This is a genomic window from Prevotella sp. CAG:592 (assembly GCF_000436015.1).
GTDB lineage: Bacteria > Bacteroidota > Bacteroidia > Bacteroidales > Bacteroidaceae > Prevotella > Prevotella pectinovora.
In genome coordinates this window covers 1-1947 of the sequence record NZ_FR892486.1, presented here as the reverse complement: position 1 = coordinate 1947, position 1947 = coordinate 1, and the positions used below count along the sequence as shown (strand labels likewise).

The following is a 1947-nucleotide window of genomic DNA, read 5'->3' as shown; positions in this document are numbered from 1 at the left end:
AACTTAAATTAATTCCGCCAACGGGTATCTTTACTTTAAATATTTTCTGCCATCAGTATCTTCAAGAATCTTCATCTGCTGGATGGCAATTCGATTTAGTTTGATCAGTCGTTCATACTGTGGTATACCGTCATTGATGAACACAGCATTGAGGTTCTCCATGTTCGATAGGCAAATGAGTTCATTGATACTGGCGTAGTCACGGATATTTCCTTTCTTGTTGGGATTCAGTTCTCGCCATTGTCTTGCTGTCATTCCGAACATGGCAATGTTGAGTACATCCGCTTCGTCGGCATACTTCATGGCAGCTTGCTCACGTGTAACCTCCGCAGGTATGAGATTTGCTTTGATAGCATCCGTGTGAATGCGGTAGTTTATCTTGGACAGTTCACGCTTGGCAGACCACCCTATCTGTTTTTGTTCCTCTTCTTTCAGTCGTTGAAATTCCTTTATCAAGTATAACTCAAATTCAACAGAAACCCAACTTGCAAACTTAAAGGCTATATCCCTCTGGGCATAAGTTCCGCCGTTCGCTCCACTTTTGCAAATAATACCAACTGCATTAGTGAGTTCCACCCAACGAGTTGGACTCATTGTAAAGGCATTTGAGCCAGCCTCCTTCAAAAGGGGGTCGAATTCGACCCCTTTAAAATTAGGGTTGTTCAGCTGCTCCCAAAGCCCAAGATATTCCAATGTATTTTTAGAACGTAACCAATTCTTTACCACATCTTTTGGCTCTATTGGATTCTTTTGTCTTGCAATATCTGTGATACAAATATAATCAACTCCATTTTTGGATAGAGTCTTTATTGTTTGATTCTTTACTATTATTTTTGCCATGATTTTATACTTCTCATTACATTATCTCTATATGATTTGGTCGTAATTATATAGAAACAGTTATTATGCTACATCTTCGTCACATATTTGTGGCTGCAAATACTTTCCACAAGGCACATTGAATAGTCCTTTCTTGTTTACACGATACAAGCCATTGAAGCAAGTACGATTCAAAAAGAAGAATTTTGTTGTATTCTCTATCGGATCAAGATTCTTTTCATTGTAACGTTGGCGTACAGTCATGAGCATCTCACGTTTGGCCTCCATATCTGGCAAAGCGTAATATTCTGCTTGTATGTCACGCAACGAAGGAATCAGTCGCTCTACATTGTCACGTACAGTTCTATAACATGTAATCAAATCGCTGTTAATGTCATTGATTACGGCATGTTTGATATTTGGATGCTGTTGCAGCATATAGAACAACATAGCCCCACCGCCAACGAATGGCTCTATGTATGTAGCATTGTCCCAATTATCAAAGTCAGCTGGGAGTTTGGCTTCCAGTTGTTCAATGAGTTGACCTTTTCCGCCAACCCATTTGATGAATGGTTTTGCTTTTGTATTCATTATTAATGTCATTTTTTACTTACCATGTCGTATGGCACATGTTTATAAAGCATATTCTCATTTTCTACCAAAATATCATAAGATGGGATTCTGGGGCGTTCGAATGTTCCGTTAGCATCAAAAATAGAAACTACTCCTTCTTTTTGTATTTCGTTCAATGTAAACACCACTTCATCGCCAACTTTGTATAATGATGATTCGTTCATTTTTTTTGTTTGTCTTTCGTCTGCCATCATTCTACACGAATATACTTCGGCTCTTCCTTGGTGGATACGAGTAGTTCTCTCACATCCACGTCAAGCGCCTTGGACACTTCCACAAGCGTATCAAGGCTGGGCTGCGAGACATTTGTACACCATTTACTTACTGTTGCTGGGTCTTTGCCAAGTTCCCCAGCTAACCACTTTGCGGTTTTCTTCTTTTCTACAAGTATTACCTTGATTCGGTTTATATCTTTTTTTGCCATCAGAACATATTTATTGTACTCCGCAAAGATAAATAATATCTATGTAAAAGAAGAATAAAATCAAATGATTT

General features: G+C 38.6%; 3 protein-coding genes and 1 pseudogene. All 4 read right to left on the bottom strand.

Going from position 1 to position 1947, the window contains the following annotated elements; all coding sequences use genetic code 11:
• Positions 1-30: 30 nt before the first annotated feature.
• A complete protein-coding gene (locus QVO99_RS00555) occupies positions 31-840 on the bottom strand; it encodes a KilA-N domain-containing protein (RefSeq protein ID WP_022315635.1) in 810 nt (269 codons plus the stop codon).
• A gap of 72 nt (positions 841-912) precedes the next feature.
• A pseudogene (locus tag QVO99_RS00550) lies at positions 913-1410 on the bottom strand (DNA adenine methylase); the annotation flags it as partial.
• A gap of 8 nt (positions 1411-1418) precedes the next feature.
• Positions 1419-1616 carry a hypothetical protein gene (locus QVO99_RS00545; RefSeq protein ID WP_022315633.1) on the bottom strand — a complete coding sequence of 66 codons (198 nt, stop codon included), beginning with the start codon at positions 1614-1616 and terminating at the stop codon, positions 1419-1421.
• Positions 1617-1642: 26 nt separating this feature from the next.
• Complete coding sequence (locus QVO99_RS00540; protein ID WP_022315632.1) at positions 1643-1876, bottom strand: helix-turn-helix transcriptional regulator; 234 nt, start codon at positions 1874-1876, stop codon at positions 1643-1645.
• Positions 1877-1947 lie beyond the last annotated feature (71 nt).